16 protein-coding genes are annotated in these 15,875 nt (G+C 37.6%); 12 read left to right on the plus strand and 4 right to left on the minus strand.

Going from position 1 to position 15,875, the window contains the following annotated elements; all coding sequences use genetic code 11:
- On the plus strand, positions 1 to 1,054 hold a 1,054-nt coding region (locus L654_RS0108115; protein WP_024607752.1), incomplete at its 5' end, for a DUF3466 family protein.
- 119 nt (positions 1,055 to 1,173) lie between these two features.
- Here the strand turns inward: L654_RS0108115 and L654_RS0108120 are convergent.
- Positions 1,174 to 1,680 carry a DUF2062 domain-containing protein gene (locus tag L654_RS0108120; RefSeq protein ID WP_007586895.1) on the minus strand — a complete coding sequence of 169 codons (507 nt, stop codon included), beginning with the start codon at positions 1,678 to 1,680 and terminating at the stop codon, positions 1,174 to 1,176.
- On the opposite strand from L654_RS0108120, the gene L654_RS0108125 reads away from it, so the two are divergent.
- From L654_RS0108125 to tcdA, 7 genes are read left to right on the plus strand one after another with little or no spacing between them, the layout of a single operon-like run.
- A complete protein-coding gene (locus L654_RS0108125) occupies positions 1,660 to 3,927 on the plus strand; it encodes a DNA internalization-related competence protein ComEC/Rec2 (protein ID WP_024607753.1) in 2,268 nt (755 codons plus the stop codon). The two genes, L654_RS0108120 and L654_RS0108125, sit on opposite strands and share 21 nt — an antisense overlap.
- A 60-nt stretch (positions 3,928 to 3,987) precedes the next feature.
- The gene (gene msbA, locus L654_RS0108130) at positions 3,988 to 5,733 is read left to right on the plus strand and encodes a lipid A export permease/ATP-binding protein MsbA (protein WP_024607754.1); all 1,746 of its coding nucleotides are present in this window, start codon (positions 3,988 to 3,990) and stop codon (positions 5,731 to 5,733) included.
- Positions 5,730 to 6,710: a tetraacyldisaccharide 4'-kinase gene (lpxK, locus tag L654_RS0108135; RefSeq protein WP_024607755.1), complete on the plus strand. Its 981-nt coding sequence runs from the start codon at positions 5,730 to 5,732 to the stop codon at positions 6,708 to 6,710. The genes msbA and lpxK overlap by 4 nt, the downstream gene beginning before the upstream one ends.
- Complete coding sequence (locus L654_RS0108140; RefSeq protein WP_002961789.1) at positions 6,700 to 6,897, plus strand: Trm112 family protein; 198 nt, start codon at positions 6,700 to 6,702, stop codon at positions 6,895 to 6,897. Before lpxK ends, L654_RS0108140 begins: the two co-directional genes overlap by 11 nt.
- Positions 6,885 to 7,646: a 3-deoxy-manno-octulosonate cytidylyltransferase gene (kdsB, locus tag L654_RS0108145; protein ID WP_024607756.1), complete on the plus strand. Its 762-nt coding sequence runs from the start codon at positions 6,885 to 6,887 to the stop codon at positions 7,644 to 7,646. Before L654_RS0108140 ends, kdsB begins: the two co-directional genes overlap by 13 nt.
- The gene (locus L654_RS0108150) at positions 7,643 to 8,323 is read left to right on the plus strand and encodes a TIGR01621 family pseudouridine synthase (RefSeq protein WP_024589198.1); all 681 of its coding nucleotides are present in this window, start codon (positions 7,643 to 7,645) and stop codon (positions 8,321 to 8,323) included. Before kdsB ends, L654_RS0108150 begins: the two co-directional genes overlap by 4 nt.
- Entirely contained in the window at positions 8,324 to 9,121 is a 798-nt protein-coding gene (gene tcdA / locus L654_RS0108155) for a tRNA cyclic N6-threonylcarbamoyladenosine(37) synthase TcdA (protein WP_024607757.1), read from the plus strand.
- A 6-nt stretch (positions 9,122 to 9,127) separates the two neighbouring features.
- Here tcdA and L654_RS0108160 read toward each other — a convergent pair whose 3' ends face one another.
- From L654_RS0108160 to L654_RS0108170, 3 genes are all read right to left on the minus strand, one after another.
- Positions 9,128 to 9,544, minus strand: a complete 417-nt coding sequence (locus L654_RS0108160; protein WP_007586879.1) for a SufE family protein — start codon at positions 9,542 to 9,544, stop codon at positions 9,128 to 9,130.
- Between the two features lie 33 nt (positions 9,545 to 9,577).
- Positions 9,578 to 10,804: a SufS family cysteine desulfurase gene (locus tag L654_RS0108165; protein WP_024607758.1), complete on the minus strand. Its 1,227-nt coding sequence runs from the start codon at positions 10,802 to 10,804 to the stop codon at positions 9,578 to 9,580.
- Between the two features lie 115 nt (positions 10,805 to 10,919).
- Positions 10,920 to 12,206: a citrate synthase gene (locus L654_RS0108170; protein WP_007586875.1), complete on the minus strand. Its 1,287-nt coding sequence runs from the start codon at positions 12,204 to 12,206 to the stop codon at positions 10,920 to 10,922.
- A 420-nt stretch (positions 12,207 to 12,626) separates the two neighbouring features.
- Between L654_RS0108170 and sdhC the strand changes: the two genes are divergently transcribed.
- The 4 genes from sdhC to L654_RS0108190 are packed head-to-tail and all read left to right on the plus strand — an operon-like array spanning position 12,627 to position 15,842.
- Positions 12,627 to 13,004 (plus strand): succinate dehydrogenase, cytochrome b556 subunit, encoded by a 378-nt coding sequence (gene sdhC, locus L654_RS0108175; RefSeq protein WP_076914908.1) that lies wholly within the window; start codon positions 12,627 to 12,629, stop codon positions 13,002 to 13,004.
- A complete protein-coding gene (sdhD, locus tag L654_RS0108180) occupies positions 12,995 to 13,342 on the plus strand; it encodes a succinate dehydrogenase, hydrophobic membrane anchor protein (protein WP_007586873.1) in 348 nt (115 codons plus the stop codon). Before sdhC ends, sdhD begins: the two co-directional genes overlap by 10 nt.
- Positions 13,343 to 15,115: a succinate dehydrogenase flavoprotein subunit gene (gene sdhA, locus L654_RS0108185; protein WP_007375750.1), complete on the plus strand. Its 1,773-nt coding sequence runs from the start codon at positions 13,343 to 13,345 to the stop codon at positions 15,113 to 15,115. It abuts the gene before it with no gap.
- Positions 15,116 to 15,125: 10 nt separating this feature from the next.
- The gene (locus L654_RS0108190) at positions 15,126 to 15,842 is read left to right on the plus strand and encodes a succinate dehydrogenase iron-sulfur subunit (protein WP_007375751.1); all 717 of its coding nucleotides are present in this window, start codon (positions 15,126 to 15,128) and stop codon (positions 15,840 to 15,842) included.
- Positions 15,843 to 15,875 lie beyond the last annotated feature (33 nt).

Consider the following 15,875-nt stretch of genomic DNA (forward strand, 5'->3'; position numbering starts at 1 on the left):
AAGCCGCGCTAACGATATAGTCAAAACAAATAGTGGTTACACTGTTGTAGGTAATATCTCTACAAGTATTCCTGATGACAGACAAGATAATATTGATGATAACTGTGATAATGAAGACGAACCAACGTCAGTGTGTATCAACTTATTAAATTCTAATATTTCACGAGGCTTATTTAATAAGCGTGCTGTTAAATGGGAACTTGATGAATCGTTAAATATTATTTCTGTTGAAGAGCTTGGTATGGCACTGACACCTGATGAAGGTGAAACAGAAGATGACGCATTTACGAGTACTGCTTTAGCAGTGAACAACAACGGTACAATTGTAGGTTCATCAAATACGCGTTATTACAAAAATGATGATACGATTCTTACAATGCCAGTTTATTTTAAAGACGGTGCAGTCACTGACTTTATTAATCAAGAAGACGATTGGCAGGCTGGTAAATCAATCGCTATTAATGATAATGATGTAATTACAGGTTATGCGACAAAGCGTATTGAAGGTACTCTTCGTAATAAATTCTTCTATCATGACATCGAAACAGGTAATACAGTTTTTCCAACTGATTATTTTTCAAGTTCAAGTTCTTATGGCAACGATATAAATAATCAAGGATATATTGTAGGCGAAGGGGAAGTGGGTGTTTCTGATAGTTCACGACTTAAAGAAGCCTTTATTTACAAAATTGGTGAAGACAAAATCACTAATTTGAATGATTTACTGCCTTGTTATGACACTGATGGCGAAACTGATTACGCCTATTCTATGGTTGAAGCAACAGCTATCAATGAAAATAATGAAATATTTGGTACTGCGACTAAGACAGTTGAAAAACTTGATTCTTTAGGCGGTGTTGTAACTGATATCAATGGTGAAATTGAATACGAGAGTATTGCTATTGCAGTTAAGTTAACGCCAATTGCAAATGGTGAAGTAGAAAACTGTGCTCCAGTAGAAGCAGAAGTGTATGAGCGTAACTCTGCTAGCTTTCCTTGGTATACATTATTGCTATTACCATTAGTTGGCTTAAGACGTATATTTCGCTTTTAAAGTTTACTAATATTGATTATAAAAAACCAACTTAATAAAGTTGGTTTTTTTTCGTCTATAATATTTTATAAGATTAGGATTGCCATGAATCTTATAGTTATTATTTAGCTTTAACGCTACTAATTATTTCGCGATAACCATGCTTTTTTAACAGAGCGGCGCCAAATAATATCAATACCAAAATAGCCGATAATTGATGCAATAGAAGCACATACTAACGAACCTAGTAAAAATGCAGGGCCAATAGTTTCTATGCTCTCTAGAAACCAAGACCAACTAGCTTCGAATACAAAGTGTTGCTCAGGCTGATTAAGTATTAATGTACCCACTAAGTATGAGCCATAAAAAATAGGTGGCATAGTTAGAGGGTTTGTAAGCCATACTAATGCTACTGAGATAGGTAAATTAACTCTAAATAATATAGCGCCGGCTGCTGCTAAAACCATTTGAAAAGGAACAGGGATGAAAGCAAAAAATAACCCGACTGCAAATGCACCTCGAGCAGAACGTCTATTTAAATGCCAAAGATTTGCATCTTGTAAAAGGCGTCCAAATATTCTTAGTGATTTATGATGTCTAATTTTATTTGGATCAGGTAAAAATCTTTGGATCGTTTTTTTAGCCATTTAAAGCAACCATTTACATCAGTGTGGATAAGTCTTGGGTTTGTAATTGGCTGTATAGCAACCGTATTTTATTATCAAACTCTCGAATTTACAGTATTCACAATTTTCATTGTTATAGTGAGCGCTTATTTTAAGCCGTTTTTAAATGTATTGTTAGGCTTTATTTGTGCAATTTGCTTCGTTGGTCTGCATTTTTACGTTTTTTATAGTTTTGAAATACCAAAACCGGATGAAAAGTATGCACTTGATTCTACATTAATTGTTGAAGAGGTTATTTCTGACAAAAAACCTCAATATATTAAAGTTAAAATAGTGGCATTAGAAGGGAGTAATTTTTCGGATTTTAGAGCACCCAAAGCAATGCTCAGTGTTAATTCTGCACAGCCTTTAATAGTAGGTGATGAATTTTCTGCTTTAATTCATTTAAAACATTTTCGTAGTAATAAAAATTTTAATGTATTTGATAATGAACGTTATGCTTTTATAAGTAGAATATTATTTAAAGGTAAAGTGCTTAATAAAAATCTTAATATTATAAATAGCGACAAACAAAGCATAATTTTAGATTATCAGCACTTCCTTAAAAACACTTATACGGATACAAAATTACAGTGGCTCTATTATGCATTGCTTAGCGGTGAAAAATCTTTGATGAGCTACGCTGACAAACAATTAATGCAATCTCTTGGGCTAAGTCATTTACTTGCTATATCGGGGTTACATATTGGTTTGATTTTTAGCTTCGGTTATCTATTTACTCGATTCATTTTTGCAAAAATTAATTCTTCGATTGGGCAATCATTCAACCTGACTCTTTATTACAGTTCATGCGGATTTTTAGTAGCCTTGGTTTATGTGTACTTAAGTGACTTTTTAGTATCGGCAACGCGAGCGCTTATCATGCTGGGTTGTTATTTATTATTGTATTTTCTTGCTAAGCAGCCGCTGCGTTGGCGGAGCATTTTATTTGCCTTGGTTATTGTTCTTATTGTTAACCCATTTAATTTACTCAATCCAGGTCTCTACTTTTCATTTTTAGCTGTTGCTATCATTTTTACAGTTATTAATAAATTACCAATATTAAACACTCGCATAAAAAACAAAGTTATTTCACTGTTTGTTATTCAAATAGCGTTATTTATTGGTTTATTGCCACTTTCACTCTATTTTTTTAATGGGGTAAGTATTGCGGGTTTGATAATAAACTTAATTGCTATACCGCTGCTTTCAATCATTATCTTACCTTTTTTAATTGTTTTTACATTACTGAGTATTTTCTTAGATATAAGTATTTTAATAAACCTGTTTGATACAGGCTTATATGCGCTATTTAAATTGCTTAATGAAATACCAGAATCGTTAAGGTGGATAACGACTGGCAGAATTGACTCAATATTTGTCGTTTTTACTTATATTATTATGTTGATGGTTTATTTTCTTCCTTATAAATGGCTCGCTTTTATTCCAGCAATAACGCTTTTATTAAATTATAGGCTAACAGAAAAGTCTAAGTGGCAACTACATGTATTTGATGTTGGGCATGGACTTATGGCATTAATTGAAAAAGATAATCAAGTGCTTATTTATGATTTTGGCCCCAGTTATTTCAATCGCTTTAGCCGTACGCGAAGTATTTTATTGCCTTATATTAAAGCAAATAATTTAACAGTGAAAACGGCGATTCTAAGTCATGAAGATAATGATCACGCTGGAGGATTACAACATTTCATAGATGCTGGCTTTGGTGAAACATTACAACAATTTCATCCTAAAAATACACATAATGTATGTGAAGTCATAAACATTGATTTTGCTGGATTAAAAGTACAAAGCTTTAGTACAAAAGGGTTTGGAAATGAAAATGATGATTCATGCGTTGTTAGGGTATCAGATAATACCCATAGTGTGTTACTTACCGGTGATATATCAAAGGCGCGTGAAGCATCGCTATTAGCGGATAATAAATCATTGAAAAGTACAGTAATGTTAAGCCCGCATCATGGCAGCGATACATCCTCAAGTGTTAATTTTATATATAACGTTGCTCCCCAAGTAGTCATTCATTCAAGTGCCTATAAAGGGCAATGGGAATTCCCCAAGCCTCTTGTCGTCGAACGTTATAACCAAATAAACGCTCAGCAATTTACGACAGGCGTTGAAGGGCAAATTAGTATTAAATTTTATGCAAAGAATTTGGCTATAGAAACAGCAAGAGGGCAGGAAAGTTACTGGTTTATCAAAGATTGACGTTTAGTTTTATCTCATCGGAGGATACAATACAGATTGTTACTGTATTTAGAGAGTGTTATGGATCAAAGTACTACACAAATTTATAAACGTCTTGTCTCGTATGTTGGCACTTACAAAAGCGTCGCATTTGTCGCAATTATTGGGATGATAGGCTATTCAGCAATGGATGCTTTATTTATTCAATTAATGAAGCCGTTTATTGATCAAGGTTTGAACCAGCGTAATACAGAAGTTTTAAAGTACGCACCTTTTGTCGTTATTGCGTTAGTTCTAGGGCGTGGTGTTTTTAACTTTATGTCTTCTTACTGCTTAAGTTATGTAGGCTCCCAAGTTGTACGTTCTTTACGCCAAGAGTTATTTGAGCACATATTGCACTTACCCGTTTCTTTTCATGACAAAAACTCAACGGGAGATTTAATTTCAAAAATCACATTTGATACAGAACAAGTTCAACAAGCAATAACCAAAGCGTTGCTAATCGTGGTTCGAGAAGGTGCATTTGTTGTATTTTTACTTGCGGTAATGTTCTATACCAGTTGGCAACTATCACTGATATTTTTAGTGATCATCCCACTTGTTGCTATTATTGTCGCCGTCGTCTCTAAACGTTTTCGCCACATTTCTAAAAACATTCAATCTGCCATGGGGCAAGTTACACGTAGCTCTGAACAAATGCTTAGCGGACATAAAGTTATTCATGGATTTGGCGGACAAGACCAAGAAATAAACCATTTCTCAAAGATTAATAACCACAACCGCCAACAACGCATCAAAATGGATGCAACAAAAGCATTAAGTGTATCAATTATTCAAATACTAGCTGCCAGTGCCATGGCTGTTATTTTGTGGGTGGTATCAATGCCCTCCATGATTGATACAATAAGCTCTGGTGATTTCATGGTATTAATTGCTTCAATGATGATGCTATTACGCCCACTCAAACAACTCGCCAATGTGAATAGTGATATGCAACGTGGTATCTCTGCCGCGCAAAGTATTTTTTTAGTGTTAGATGAAGAAATGGAAAAAGACACTGGCACCGTTTCAGTCGATAAAGTTAAAGGGTTAATTGAAGTTAAAAATGTAACCTTTAAGTACCCAACAAAAGATGAAGCTGTATTAAATGATTTGTCGCTAACGATTAAAGCGGGTGAAAGTATTGCCTTAGTAGGGCGCTCAGGCTCGGGTAAATCAACAATTTCTAATTTATTACCACGCTACTATGACTTAGAGCTCCCAAGTGAAATTTTGCTTGATGGTATTGCTCTGCAAGATTACAAATTAACAGATTTGCGTCGCCAATTTGCTTTAGTGTCTCAACAAGTCGTGTTATTTAACGATACGATTGCCAACAATATTTGTTATGGCATAAAGCACGATGTGTCTGTTGAAGAGTTAGAACAAGTTGCCAAACAAGCGCACGTGTGGGAATTTGTTAAAGACTTGCCAGAGCAATTAAACACCATGGTAGGCGAAAATGGGGTAATGCTCTCAGGTGGTCAACGCCAGCGAATAGCGATAGCGCGTGCAATATTAAAAGATGCACCTATTTTGATTTTAGATGAGGCAACGTCAGCGCTTGATACCGAATCAGAAAAGCTTATTCAGCAAGCGTTAGAAACGCTAATGAAAGATAAAACCTCTATTGTTATAGCACATCGCTTATCTACTATTGAAAACAGTGACCGAATTTATGTTATTGATAACGGTCGTGTGATAGAAAGTGGCGATCATAGTAGCTTATTAGCAAATGACGGTACTTATTCAGCACTTTGCAAAATGCAGTTTGGTGATCAGGCGTGAGCAAAATAGAGCAAAGCTGGTATAAACCATTTGGTCTAATTACTTTATTGTTATTACCATTAAGTGCTTTGTTTTGGGTTGTATCGGCATTTCGAAAACTCTTGTATAGCGCTAAAATACTTAAACCTTTTGAGTGCAAAACGCCTGTTATTGTAGTCGGCAATATAAGCGTAGGCGGCAATGGTAAAACACCTTTTGTTTTGTGGTTGTATGAGTATCTGACCGAGCAAGGTTTATCAGTGGGTATTATTAGTAGAGGTTATGGTGGGCAATCAGATAATTACCCGCTGTTAGTCACCTCAGTTGTTGACGCCCAACAGGCTGGAGATGAGCCTGTGCTTTTATACCATCGTTTAAAGTGCCCAATAGCTGTTGGCCCTAATAGACAACACAATATCGATTTATTAGAAAAAAATTATACGCTAGATGTCATTATTTCTGATGATGGGATGCAGCATTATAAAATGCCTCGTAGCATTGAGTGTTGTATTGTTGATAGTGAACGCCGCTTTGGTAATGGTTTTGTTATGCCCGCAGGGCCACTACGCGAAACAACTAAACGCTTACAAAGTGTTGATATAGTAATTGAAAATGGCGGTGAGGCTAATAATAGCTACGTGCTGCAAGTAAGTAACCTTCGCTTAGTTAATTCAAGTGATGATGCAAAAAGTAACGTAAGCGAGGCGCATGCAATAAGTGCAATTGGGAACCCAAAACGGTTTGAAAACTCATTAGAAGCACAAAATATTAAGCTATTGTCGACTCATCATTTTAGAGATCATTATGCTTATACAGCAGATGATTTTATTCAGTTTGGTGATGATTGCATTATAATGACCGAAAAAGACGCGGTTAAATGTAAGTCCTTTGCAAAACCTAATTGGTATTATTTACCTGTAGATGCAGAGCCCTCCGATAGCGTAATAAACACATTAAATTCATTATTAAAAGAAAAAGGAATACTCAATGGCCTTTGATACAAAATTACTCGAGATAATTGCCTGCCCAGTTTGTAAGGGTAAATTACGCTTTGATAGAGAAAACAACGAACTAATTAGTACTGCAGCTAAGCTTGCTTACCCCGTTCAAGATGATATTCCAGTATTGCTTGAAAACGAAGCACGTGAGTTATCTTTAGAAGAGGTTGAAAAGTGGAATTCGTAGTTGTAATTCCTGCACGTTTTGCATCAACCCGACTACCTGGTAAGCCGCTTGCTGATATTTGCGGTAAGCCAATGGTTCAACATGTTTACGAAAAAGCATGTTTATCAGGTGCAAGTAAAGTGGTTATAGCAACCGATCATCAAAAAGTGTTTGATGCAGTAAGTTTATTTACTAGTGATGTTGTAATGACTCGCGAAGATCACCAATCGGGTACTGAGCGTTTAGCCGAAGTAGTTGATTTACTTGATCTCGACAGCAATACAATTGTGGTTAATGTACAAGGCGATGAGCCCTTACTTGCGCCAGAAAATGTATCCCAAGTTGCTGCACTATTAAGTGATTCAACAGCACCAATGGCAACGTTAAGTGTTGCTATTGAAGAGCGTGATGAAGTATTTAATCCTAATGCCGTTAAAGTGGTTAGCGATATAAATAAAAATGCGCTGTATTTTTCTCGTGCAAGTATTCCGTTTGATAGAAGCACAATGATGAATGACAGCAGTGCTCTTAATTTAGCGCCATTTCAGCGCCACGTAGGTATTTATGCGTACAGAGCGGGTTTTATTAAACAATATATAGAATTGAGCGTATCGCCACTTGAGCTACTTGAATCGCTTGAGCAGTTACGTGTGTTGTATCATGGTTATAAAATCAAAATAGAACAAGCTCAAATAACCCCTCATGCAGGTGTCGATACGCCCGATGACTTAGCGAAGGTGATAGCGCATATTAAAAGTACAAACGCGTGAGTGAACAAGTAAGTAAAATATTAAAAATCATTTTTACACATAACGATTTTTATATTTTAGAAAAGCCAGCGGGTCTTAATTTTCATTCAGAAGATGGTCCCGGCTTTGTTGTGTTAGCCGAACAACAATTAACGCAAAAGCTTTATGCCGTTCATCGTTTAGATAAAGTGACATCAGGGCTGATCATTTTAGCTAGAAACAAAGCCGCTGCGGCCAGCTTTACTGTTATGTTTACCGAGCATGCTATCGCTAAATTTTATTTAGCGATTAGTGATGCTAAACCAAAAAAGAAGCAAGGTTGGATTAAAGGCGATATGGCTAAATCTCGCCGTGGCTCGTTTAAGTTACTAACGAGTAAGCTTAACCCTGCAATCACCCGATTTTATTCGCTAAGCTATAAGCCTGGGTTTAGAGGGTATATTTTAAAACCTTACTCAGGAAAGACGCATCAATTAAGAGTGGCACTAAAAAGTGTTGGCTCACCTATTTTAGGCGATGCAATGTATGCAGGTACGTCTTCAAATCGTACCTATTTACATGCATATGCGTTGAGCTTTTTATGGCAAGGTGAACAAATACAGCTAACTTTATTACCCGATAATGGTGATGAGTATTTGGCGTTAATTAAACATCAAGATTTTCAAGCATGGCAATCGCCATGGCAACTGGATTGGTAAATGAGCGAAAAAGTTACAGATATACGTTTTGGCGGAATTAAGCGTTTGTATGGTCATCAACAATTTGATTGGCTTCAAGAAGCACACTTTTGTGTAGTAGGTATTGGTGGTGTAGGAAGCTGGGCGGCTGAAGCACTTGCACGTACTGGTGTTGGTAAAATAACATTGATTGATTTGGATGATATTTGCGCGACTAACGTCAATAGACAAATTCATGCGTTAACGGGCACTATTGGTCAAGCTAAAGTAGATGCAATGAAAGCGCGCTGCGAGCTTATTAATCCACAGTGCCAAGTTAATGTAATAGATGACTTTATTACGCTTGATAATATTCAAGAGCATATTCAAGGTTTTGATTATGTGATTGATTGTATTGATGCAGTTAAAGAAAAGGCAGCATTAATAGCGCATTGCAAACGTAATAAACTTCCTATAATTACTACCGGTGGTGCTGGCGGGCAAACAGATCCTAGCCAAATAACTTTTGGTGATGTAGCTAAAACTACGCAAGACCCATTACTTGCAAAAGTACGTTATATTTTGCGTAAGCAGTATAATTTTAGTAATAATCCTAAACGTAAGTTTAATATTGATTGTGTTTACTCAACAGAGCAATTGGTTTACCCAGGAAGCGATGGCAGCGTATGTCATGCTAAGCAAAGTGCTGATGGCTCGATGAATATGGATTGTAATAATGGTTTTGGATCTGTGACTATGATCACAGGAAGCTTCGGCTTTTTTGTTGCGGCAAAAGCGGTGTGTAAATATCTAGATAAAAAACAACGCTCGCAAGCTTAGTTTTTGCTAACTAAGCTTTTGTTGTGCCATGGTTTGTATTTTATCAACCATGGCTTTAATACCATTACCACGTGATGCGCTTAAGTGGCTTATAAGGCCGAGCTTTTCAAATTCTTCATACGCATTTTTATTCACTACTTGCTCTGGTGTGAGGCCATTGTAAAGCGCTAAAATAATGGCTAATAATCCTTTTACTATACGTGTATCTGAGTCACCAATTACAACAAGTGTATTTTCTGTTAAATCAAATTCAACAAACATCCATACTTTGCTTTCACAGCCTGGTACAAGTGCATCATCAGTCTTCAAAACATCAGCTAAAACAGGTAAAGTTTTTCCTAAAAGCATTATCTCACGATATTTTTGCTGCCAAGCGGGCGCATTTTTTATAGATTCTGTGACTTTGTTAAACGTATTTGTCATGAGTTATCCTAATTAATTCTATTAAAGTGACGTTTAGTCCAGTAAAGCGATACATTTTTTAAGTGAATCAATGAATATATCTACATCTTCATAGGTATTATAAAAACAAAAGCTCGCTCTTAGCGTTCCATTAAGCCCTAAATGTGTCATTAATGGCTGTGTACAATGGTGTCCACTCCTTACTGCAACCCCGTACCCGTCAAGTAAAGTTGCCAAATCATAAGGATGTTCATCATTTAAGTTGAAGCAGAGTGTACCAATATTGTCAGATAGGTTGCTGTATATTGTAATACCATCAACCTTTACCAATTTTTGAGCTGCATAACTAAACAATTTTTGCTCATATTGCTGAATTTTTGCGTGATCTAATTCAGTTAAATAGTCTAATGCGGCACCAAAGCCTAAAACTCCAGAGATATTTGGTGTTCCAGTTTCAAATTTTGCAGGCGCAGGACGATAAGTACTGTGAGTTAAGTACACTTTATCGATCATTTCCCCACCTGATTGGTAAATATCAAGGGTATTTAATTGCTCATATCGACCATAAAGCACACCTAATCCTGTTGGGCCGAGCATTTTATGGCTTGAGCAGACATAAAAGTCACAGTTTAATTCACGTAAATCGGGTTTTAAATGCAGTGCACCTTGTGCTCCATCGACTAACACAAGAGAATTGACGTCTTTTGCAGCTCTAATTAGTGGTTTTAAATCGGTGATATTACCCAGTGTGTTAGATGCTTGTGTAATAGCTAATAGGGCTGGTTTTGTTTCTTTTATAAATTCACAGCATTCTTTGGTGTTCAGCATGCCATTTTTATTTAGTGGAAGCGCTATTAATTTAGCACCCGTTTGTTGACTCACTATTTGCCAAGGCACTATGTTTGCATGATGCTCAAGCGGAGATATCATTATGGTATGACTTTCATTTAAGCGCTTTTTTAATCCGTTAGCGACCAAGTTAATGGCTTCTGTAGCGCCTTTAGTCCATACAATCTCTTTACTAAATACATTGAAATACTCTGCAGTTTTATCCCGTACTTGTTCATATGAATAAGTTGCTTGCTCGCTAAGTGTATGGCGTCCACGGTGTACATTAGCGTTTTGAAACGTATAGAATTCAGTAATTGTATCTATAACTGATTGAGGCTTTTGTGAGGTTGCTGCTGAGTCTAAATAAACAAGCGGGCAGCCGTTTATTGTTTGATTTAATGTTGGGAAGTCATTTCTAATTTTATTTATATCAAACTTTAAAGCAAGCATGGCTCATCTACATAGTGTTTTTAAGGCAGGAATTGTAATCGGTTTATGATAATTCTCAAGTGTTGTTAATAAAAAAGGCCGCAAAATGCGGCCTTTTTAAACTAACCAACGTTAATTAACGCTTGTCAGTTGATACGTAGTCACGTTGAGTGTAACCAGTATAAAGTTGACGAGGACGGCTGATCTTATGACCAGGTTGAGATAGCATCTCATCCCAGTGCGTGATCCAACCAACAGTACGTGCCATTGCAAAGATTACAGTGAACATGCTTGTTGGAATACCAATCGCTTTTAAGATAATACCAGAGTAGAAATCTACATTAGGGTATAGTTTTTTCTCTACAAAGTACGGGTCTTCAAGCGCTATTTGCTCAAGCTTCATAGCAATATCAAGAAGTGGATCTTGGATATTCAGCTCAGCTAAAACTTCGTGACACGTTTGACGCATTACTGTAGCGCGTGGGTCAAAGTTTTTGTAAACACGGTGTCCAAAGCCCATAAGGCGGAACGGGTCAGCTTTATCTTTAGCTTTAGCTACGTATTCATCAATACGGTCAACAGAGCCAATCTCTTCTAACATGTTTAAACATGCTTCATTAGCGCCGCCGTGAGCAGGTCCCCATAAAGATGCAATACCAGCTGCAATACATGCATACGGGTTAGCACCAGATGAACCAGCAAGACGAACTGTTGAAGTTGATGCATTTTGTTCATGATCTGCATGAAGCATAAAGATTTTATCCATCGCTTTTGCAGTTACTGGATTAACTTTATATTCTTCAGCAGGTACAGAGAACATCATGTGTAAGAAGTTTTCTGCGTAGCTTAAATCGTTACGTGGGTATACAAACGGTTGGCCGATATTTGTTTTATAAGCCATTGCCGCGATTGTTGGTAACTTAGCAACAAGCTTAACTGCGCTTGTTTTACGTTGTTCAGCATCAGTAATATCAAGGTCTTCATGATAGAAAGATGATAATGCACCTACTACGCCACAAAGCATTGCCATTGGGTGAGCGTCAAAGCGGAAACCTTGGAAAAAGTTAGCAATCTTCTCGTCAAGCATAGTGCTTGTAGTGATTTCATTCTTAAAAACTTCATATTGTTCTTTAGAAGGTAACTCACCATTTAAAAGTAAGTAACAAAGTTCAATGTAATTTGAGTCTTCAGCTAATTGCTCAATTGGGTAACCACGGTGAAGTAGTACACCTTTACCACCATCAATATAGGTGATTGCAGATTCACAAGAACCAGTCGACATGAAACCTGGGTCATAAGTAAAGTGACCGTGTGAACCTAACGTACGTACGTCGATTACATCTTGGCCAGCAGTGCCTTGATAAATTGGAAGTTCGATTGGATCTAGTCCATCAATTTGGACTGTGGCTTTTTTATCTGCCATCGTTATGTATCTCCTATTAAGATATCTATTCTGATTTTTAGATTTTAAAGTTCTGAAATCTGTTTTAAGCACATCTTCTCATTTTAACGTGAAAGAGGGGGTTAAAGTCAATTTTTATAAACATTATGCATATATGTATAATAAATATTCGGTATTAATTAAATATAATACTATTGGCTAATTCGCAAACATCTCTAAATAAACAAGAATTGTAAAAAGCCTTGTGGGTATATATACTAACGGTGGTTTTAAACCGTATTGTATTTGGGTAAACATATTCTTAACAGCTTAAAATTTACAGGTTTGTGAACTTTAATTGTTTTGGTACGTTTATTTTGATAGTTCCATCAGTAATATTTGGTGGGTTTTTAGAAAAACAAGTAGATGAGCTCCACTGTGAGCAAAGATGGGCAAGTAACTGTGAAAAAGCAAAGACCTGTAAATCTAGATCTAACAACTATATCTATGCCGGCAACGGCTAAAGCTTCAATTTTTCACCGCGTCACCGGTGTTGCATTATTTTTTGCTTTAACGTTTGTCATTTGGGCTTGGTCTGAGTCTCTCTCTTCAGCTGAAAGTTTTGAATTCGTCAAGGGTCTGTTTAACGGATTCATTGCCAAATTTATAGCTTGGGGCACTGTTTCTGTATTAGGTTATCACCTTATTGGTGGTATCCGTCATATGATTATGGATATGGGACATTGGGAAGAACTTGAATCAGGTAACCTCAGCGCTAAAGTTTCAATGGCTCTTGGTGTTGTGTTTGCCGTATTGGCAGGGGTGTGGATATGGTTTTAAATCAAGCAACTCTAAAACGTGATGGTGTACAAGATTTCGTATCTTTACGTACCACGGCATTAATAATCAGCGCTTACGCGATTTTTATTATCGGCTATTTTTTAGCGACGCCAGAAGTCACTTTCGAAGCCTGGACAGGCCTCTTCTCTAACCTAGCAATGAAAGGGTTTACGCTAATTACCCTTGTTTGCATTATGGTTCATACCCGCATTGGCCTTTGGCAAGTTCTTACAGACTATGTTAAGTGCGCAAAGCTTCGTGCAGTTTTAGGTTTTGTATTAAACCTAATGGCCGTTGCTTACGTAGCTATTGGTCTAATCGTATTATGGGGTGTTTAAGTGAAATATTCTGTTCGTGAATTTGACGCCGTAGTAATTGGTGCAGGTGGTGCAGGTATGCGCGCTGCTTTAGCAATTACAGAATCTGGCAAAACGTGTGCATTAATATCTAAAGTATTTCCAACGCGCTCACACACTGTATCTGCTCAAGGCGGTATTACGGTTGCGCTTGGTAATTCACACGAAGATAACTGGGAATGGCATATGTACGATACCGTTAAAGGTTCCGATTTTATCGGTGACCAAGACGCTATTGAATACATGTGTCAAACTGGCCCAGAAGCTATTACCGAATTAGAAAACATGGGTTTACCATTTTCTCGTTTTGAAAATGGCCGTGTTTACCAACGTCCTTTCGGTGGTCAATCGAAAAACTTTGGTGGTGAACAAGCCGCACGTACTGCAGCAGCTGCTGACCGTACTGGTCATGCTTTATTACACCTTCTATATCAACAAAACGTTAAAAACAAAACAAATGTATTCTCTGAATGGTATGCACTTGATTTAGTTAAAAACGATAATGGTGATGTAGTAGGGTGTACTGCAATTGAGATTGAGACAGGTGAAGTTACCTTCTTCAAATCTAAAGCTGTTGTATTAGCTACTGGTGGTGCAGGTCGTATATTCGCATCAACCACTAATGCTCACATTAACACTGGTGACGGTGTTGGTATGGCAACACGTGCTGGTATTTCTATGCAAGACATGGAAATGTGGCAGTTCCACCCAACGGGTATCGCAGGTGCTGGTACGCTAGTAACTGAAGGTTGTCGTGGTGAAGGCGGTTATCTTTTAAATAAAGATGGCGAACGCTTCATGGAACGTTACGCACCAAACGCAAAAGACTTAGCGTCTCGCGACGTTGTTGCACGTTCAATGATGACTGAAATCCGTGAAGGTCGTGGTTGTGATGGTCCTTGGGGTCCACATCTTAAGTTAAAACTTGACCATTTGGGTGAAGAAACACTTAATTTACGTCTTCCAGGCGTATGTGACCTTGCTAAAACATTTGCTCATGTTGACCCTGCAAAAGAGCCAATTCCAGTAATTCCAACTTGTCATTATATGATGGGTGGTGTTCCTACTAATGTAAATGGACAAGCGCTACAAATCGATGCTCAAGGCAACGAAACAGTAGTTCAAGGTTTATTTGCAGTAGGTGAGATTGCCTGTGTATCTGTACACGGTGCAAACCGCTTAGGTGGTAACTCATTACTTGATTTAGTTGTGTTTGGTCGTGCTGCGGGTAACTTCTTAGGTAAGTACCTAAATGACGTTGAAATATCTAAAGCTGCTTCAGAATCAGACTTAGAAGCGTCTCTTGCACGTTACAATCGTTGGGAAAATTCAACGGCTGGCCAAGGTGAAGATCCAGTTCAAATCAAAAAAGACCTACAACAATGTATGCAGCTTAACTTCTCGGTATTCCGTGAAGGTGACTCAATGGCTGCAGGTCTTCAAGAACTTAAAGAAATTCGCGAACGTCTGCAACATGCTCGTCTTGATGATAAATCATCAGACTTCAATACGCAGCGTATCGAATGTCTTGAACTAGACAACTTAATGGAAACAGCTTACTCGACTGCAGTAGCTGCAAACTTCCGTACAGAAAGCCGTGGTGCACATTCTCGCTTTGACTACCCAGATCGTGATGACGAAAACTGGTTATGTCACTCAGTATTCAATCCTGTAACGGATGAAATGAGTAAGCGTGATGTAAACTATGCGCCTAAAACGCGTGAAGCTTTCCCACCTAAAGCACGTGTTTACTAGGAGATAGACGATGGCACAAGTACAATTTTCAGTTTATCGTTATAATCCAGATGTTGACAACGCTCCTCGTATGCAAGAATACACCTTGCAAACAGAGGAAGGTCACGACATGATGGTGTTGGATGCACTTATTCTTCTAAAAGAACAAGATCCTACATTATCTTTCCGTCGTTCATGCCGTGAAGGTGTGTGTGGATCTGATGGTGTTAACATGAATGGTAAAAATGGTTTAGCATGTATTACTCCTTTATCTACGCTACAAAAAAATGGCAAAGGTAAAATCGTAGTACGTCCATTACCAGGTTTACCTGTGGTTCGTGACCTTGTTATTGACATGAGTCAGTTCTACACTCAGTACGAAAAAGTTAAACCTTATTTAATTAATGATCAGCCTGCAGCAGGCGAACGTCTTCAAACTATTGAAGAACGTGATAAATTAGATGGGCTTTATGAGTGTATTTTGTGTGCATGTTGTTCAACATCGTGTCCTTCGTTCTGGTGGAATCCAGACAAGTTCATTGGTCCAGCAGGCCTTCTTCATGCTTATCGTTTCTTGGCTGATAGCCGAGATACAGCAACTGAAGAACGTTTAGCGGATTTAGACGATGCGTTCAGTGTGTTCCGTTGTCACAGTATCATGAACTGTGTTAGCGTTTGTCCTAAGGGTCTTAATCCGACCAAAGCAATTGGACAAATCAAATCTATGTTACTAAACCGAGCGGTTTGATAGCTTAGTAAAGGTAAGATGGCTAATATTAAA

It is taken from the genome of Pseudoalteromonas sp. TAB23 (assembly GCF_000498075.1).
Lineage (GTDB): Bacteria > Pseudomonadota > Gammaproteobacteria > Enterobacterales > Alteromonadaceae > Pseudoalteromonas > Pseudoalteromonas arctica.

Coding starts and splice junctions, on each gene's coding strand:
- L654_RS0108120 (WP_007586895.1), bottom strand. CDS start 1,680: ATGGCTAAAAAAACGATCCAAAGATTTTTACCTGATCCAAATAAAATT.
- msbA (WP_024607754.1), top strand. CDS start 3,988: ATGGATCAAAGTACTACACAAATTTATAAACGTCTTGTCTCGTATGTT.
- L654_RS0108140 (WP_002961789.1), top strand. CDS start 6,700: ATGGCCTTTGATACAAAATTACTCGAGATAATTGCCTGCCCAGTTTGT.
- tcdA (WP_024607757.1), top strand. CDS start 8,324: ATGAGCGAAAAAGTTACAGATATACGTTTTGGCGGAATTAAGCGTTTG.
- L654_RS0108160 (WP_007586879.1), bottom strand. CDS start 9,544: ATGACAAATACGTTTAACAAAGTCACAGAATCTATAAAAAATGCGCCC.
- L654_RS0108165 (WP_024607758.1), bottom strand. CDS start 10,804: ATGCTTGCTTTAAAGTTTGATATAAATAAAATTAGAAATGACTTCCCA.
- L654_RS0108170 (WP_007586875.1), bottom strand. CDS start 12,206: ATGGCAGATAAAAAAGCCACAGTCCAAATTGATGGACTAGATCCAATC.
- sdhD (WP_007586873.1), top strand. CDS start 12,995: ATGGTTTTAAATCAAGCAACTCTAAAACGTGATGGTGTACAAGATTTC.
- L654_RS0108190 (WP_007375751.1), top strand. CDS start 15,126: ATGGCACAAGTACAATTTTCAGTTTATCGTTATAATCCAGATGTTGAC.